At 65.2% G+C, this 3495-nt stretch carries 5 protein-coding genes; 2 read left to right on the top strand and 3 right to left on the bottom strand.

Going from position 1 to position 3495, the window contains the following annotated elements; translation table 11 throughout:
* Positions 1–166: 166 nt before the first annotated feature.
* The 3 genes from IOC69_RS12320 to IOC69_RS12310 are packed head-to-tail and all read right to left on the bottom strand — an operon-like array spanning position 167 to position 2386.
* Positions 167–1075 carry a LysR family transcriptional regulator gene (locus IOC69_RS12320; protein WP_290543858.1) on the bottom strand — a complete coding sequence of 303 codons (909 nt, stop codon included), beginning with the start codon at positions 1073–1075 and terminating at the stop codon, positions 167–169.
* A complete protein-coding gene (trxB, locus tag IOC69_RS12315; RefSeq protein ID WP_290543857.1) occupies positions 1062–2024 on the bottom strand; it encodes a thioredoxin-disulfide reductase in 963 nt (320 codons plus the stop codon). Before trxB ends, IOC69_RS12320 begins: the two co-directional genes overlap by 14 nt.
* The gene (locus IOC69_RS12310; RefSeq protein WP_290543856.1) at positions 1997–2386 is read right to left on the bottom strand and encodes a hypothetical protein; all 390 of its coding nucleotides are present in this window, start codon (positions 2384–2386) and stop codon (positions 1997–1999) included. Before IOC69_RS12310 ends, trxB begins: the two co-directional genes overlap by 28 nt.
* On the opposite strand from IOC69_RS12310, the gene IOC69_RS12305 reads away from it, so the two are divergent.
* Both IOC69_RS12305 and IOC69_RS12300 read left to right on the top strand, forming a co-directional pair.
* Positions 2385–2846, top strand: coding sequence for an Lrp/AsnC family transcriptional regulator (locus IOC69_RS12305; protein ID WP_290543855.1), 462 nt, complete (start codon positions 2385–2387; stop codon positions 2844–2846). The two genes, IOC69_RS12310 and IOC69_RS12305, sit on opposite strands and share 2 nt — an antisense overlap.
* On the top strand, positions 2843–3495 hold a 653-nt coding region (locus IOC69_RS12300), incomplete at its 3' end, for a benzoate/H(+) symporter BenE family transporter (RefSeq protein ID WP_290543854.1). The genes IOC69_RS12305 and IOC69_RS12300, both read left to right, overlap by 4 nt.

The raw sequence follows: 3495 nt of genomic DNA, 5'->3' as shown, positions 1-3495 counted from the left end.
GCCGGATGAGGGCTTCTTTCCGCATCGGAATCTGTGGACAAAGGCCCTCATCCGCCCTTCGGGCACCTTCTCCCATCCTTCGGACGGGAGAAGGGAACCCATATGCGATAGCCCTGCCACAAGGGGGAGGGAGAATGATCGCGATTCTATATGACCGCCCGCCGCTCTAGAAACTCCAGCCCTTTGCCTTCGCCACGAGGAAGTCGCGGAACACGGTGACGCGCTTGGTGTCCTTCAGCTCCTCCGGATAGACGAAATAGGTGTCAAACTCCGGCGTTTCCACCGGCACGTCGATCTGCACGAGCCCCGAATCCTCGGGCACGATGTAGTCGGCGAGCGAGGCGATCCCCATGCCGGCCTGCACGGCGCGGCGCAGCCCATAGGCGTTGTTGACGCGCAGCGCCACGGGGCGCGGCTCTCCCTCCGGCCGGCCCACAAACTCAAGCCAGTTCACGGGGGTGAGATAGTTGGGCGCCTGGCCGTGGATGAGAATCTTGTGCTTGTCGAGGTCCTCCAGCGACTTCGGAATGCCGTGCTTCTTCAGGTAATCGGCGGACGCATAGAGATGGTGGTGCACGGTGAAGAGCTTGCGCTGGATGAGGTCCGGCTGCGTCGGGCGGCGCAGGCGCACGGCGACATCCGCCTCGCGCATCGATAGGTCAAGCTCGCGGTCATCGAGCAGCAGCGTCACCGCGATGTCCGGGTAGATTTCGGAGAATTCCCTGAGGCGCGGCGTGAGCCACACGGAACCCAAACCCACCGTGGTGGTGATGCGCAGCTCGCCCGATGGCTTTTCCTTCGAGTCCATCAGGCGCGTCTGCGCCGCGGTGAGTTTGGTGAACACCTCATGCGCCGTGCGGTAGAGCATCTCGCCCTGCTCGGTGAGGATCAGGCCGCGCGCATGGCGGTGGAAGAGGGGCACGTTCAGCGCGTCCTCCAGCGCCGAGATCTGGCGGCTCACCGCCGACTGCGACAGGCCGAGCTCATGACCGGCATGGGTGAAGCTGCCGGCATCCGCCACCGCGTGGAAGATGCGCAGCTTGTCCCAGTCCATCACGGAATTATTCAGCGGCATGGCGCATCTCCGTCCGGGTGTGGAGCCAGCGCTCCGCTTCGAGCGCCGCCATGCAGCCCATGCCGGCGGCGGTCACCGCCTGGCGGTAAACGTCATCCGTCACGTCGCCCGCGGCATAGACTCCGGGTATCGCCGTCTGTGTGGAGCGCGGTTCGGTGACCAGATAGCCGCCCTGCTTGAAGGGCAGCTGGCCCTCGAACAATTCCGTCGCCGGCGTGTGCCCGATGGCGATGAAGATGCCGTCGGCGGCCACGTCCTCCGTCTCGCCGGTCTTCACGTTCTTGAGGCGCGCGTGGGTGACGCCCCTGGGGTTCTCCGTGCCGATGACATCGGCAAGCGTGGTATCCCACATCACCTTGATCTTCGGGTGGTTGAACAGGCGGTTCTGCAGGATGCGCTCCGCCTTGAACGCGTTGCGGCGATGAACGACGATCACTTCCGAGGCGAAGTTGGTGAGGAACAGCGCCTCCTCGACGGCGGTGTTGCCGCCACCCACGACCACCACGCGCTTGTTGCGGTAGAAGAAGCCATCGCAGGTGGCGCAGGCCGAGACTCCGAAGCCGCGGAAGGCCTGCTCGGACGGCAGGTCCAGCCACTTGGCCTGGGCGCCGGTGCAGATGATCAGGGCGTCGCAGGTATATTCCTGGCCGGAGTCACCCTTGAGCCAGATCGGCTTGGCGGTGAGCTTCACTTGCGTGATGGTGTCCGACACGATCACGGCGCCCACATGCCCGGCCTGCGCCTTCATCTGCTCCATCAGCCACGGGCCCTGGATCACGTCAGCGAAGCCGGGGTAGTTCTCGACGTCGGTCGTGATGGTGAGCTGGCCCCCCGGCTGAATTCCTTGCACGAGGATCGGCTCCAGCATTGCGCGGGCAGCATAGATGGCGGCGGTATAACCGGCGGGTCCCGATCCGAGGATCAGCACACGGGCATGGCGGGCGGACATTGGGTGCTCCAGTTGCTATGAAAAAACAGCATAGCTAAATTGGGTGTGACGGCAAGGCCATGGCAAGCTGTTGTGAACAGCCGCCGCACCGTTTCAGACATGCGGAACCGGGCTTGGTGCGGGTCGCCCGGCGTATGATCCGACCAGGTGGAATCACCCGATCGGATCATGCTCTTTCGGATCATGTAGACCTTGCGGACTGTCTCGTCCAAGCGGCAGGCGCCCTTCCAGTCCTGCGGGAAGAAGGCTGCGGCGCCCGGCAGCCGGGGACCGCATCCCGGCTGTCCGGCCCCCGAGACCCGGCCGCCTGCCGTTGCGTCCGGTCTGGTCGCGCTGGCCAGGATGGGATAGAGCGGCATCATGGACCTCGATGCCACGGACTGGAAAATCCTGCGCGAGTTGCAGCGCCACGGAAAGCTGACCAATGTCGGGCTGGCCAGCCGCGTTGGCCTGTCGCCGCCGCCCTGCCTGAGGCGGGTGCGGTCGCTGGAAAGAGCAGGGGTCATTGCCGGCTACCGCGCGCTGCTCGACGCGACGGCGCTTGGCTTCGAGGTGACGCTCTTCGCCTTCGTCGGCCTCAAGAGCCAGGCCGAGGCGGAGCTGCGCGCCTTCACCGGCCGCGTGGCGCAATGGCCGATGGTGCGCGAGGCCTATGCGATTTCGGGCGAGGCGGATTTTCTGCTCAAGCTGGTGGCGCGCGATCTGCCATCCCTGCAAACCTTCATTATTCGCGATTTGACCGCCGCGCCAAATGTGGAAAACGTCAAGACGTCACTCATGCTGCGCATGGCGAAATACGAACCTGGAGTTCCCATCCCGTGACCGAGACGGCCCTGAAGCGCGATCATTCCGGCTGGTTCAGCATCTTTTCCTCGACTCTCACGGCGGTTGTCGTGGGCTTCGCCTCCACCATCCTCGTGATCATGGAGGCCGCGCGCAATGTCGGCGCCTCGCCGTCGCAGCAGGCCTCCTGGGCGGCGGCCCTGTGCTTCGGCATGGCAATCACCTCCTTCATCCTGTCGTGGCGCTACAAGATGCCGATGATCACGGCGTGGTCGACGCCCGGCGCGGTGCTGATCGCCACAAGCGGCGGAGGGATCGCCTATCCCAATGCGCTGGGCGCGTTTCTCGTTGCGGGCCTCCTCATGGCGGTGGCGGGTCTCATCAAGCCGCTGGAGAAGGCCATCGAGAAGATCCCGGCGCCGGTTGCCGCCGCGATGCTGGCCGGCGTGCTGCTGCGCTATGCGCTGGGCGTTCCGGGCGCCGCCATGGCCATGCCCTGGGCGGTGCTGCCGCTGATCATCGTGTTCTTCGGCTTGCGCCTCTCCTATCCACTCTATGCGGTGCCCGTTGCCGTGGCGCTGGGCGTTGCACTCGCGGCCCTCGGCGGCGGCCTGACGGGCGATTGCTGCAGCTTCGGGATCACCGCGCTCGAATGGACGACACCGGCCTTCGACTGGCAGACCATTCT

The sequence above is a fragment of the Aestuariivirga sp. genome, from assembly GCF_020252405.1.
Taxonomy (GTDB): Bacteria; Pseudomonadota; Alphaproteobacteria; order Rhizobiales; family Aestuariivirgaceae; genus Aestuariivirga.
This window is presented reverse-complemented; position numbering and strand designations above follow the sequence as displayed.

Excerpts from the sequence above, each read along its gene's own strand:
- IOC69_RS12320 (WP_290543858.1), bottom strand. The coding sequence starts at position 1,075 with ATGCCGCTGAATAATTCCGTGATGGACTGGGACAAGCTGCGCATCTTC.
- trxB (WP_290543857.1), bottom strand. The coding sequence starts at position 2,024 with ATGTCCGCCCGCCATGCCCGTGTGCTGATCCTCGGATCGGGACCCGCC.
- IOC69_RS12305 (WP_290543855.1), top strand. The coding sequence starts at position 2,385 with ATGGACCTCGATGCCACGGACTGGAAAATCCTGCGCGAGTTGCAGCGC.
- IOC69_RS12310 (WP_290543856.1), bottom strand. The coding sequence starts at position 2,386 with ATGATGCCGCTCTATCCCATCCTGGCCAGCGCGACCAGACCGGACGCA.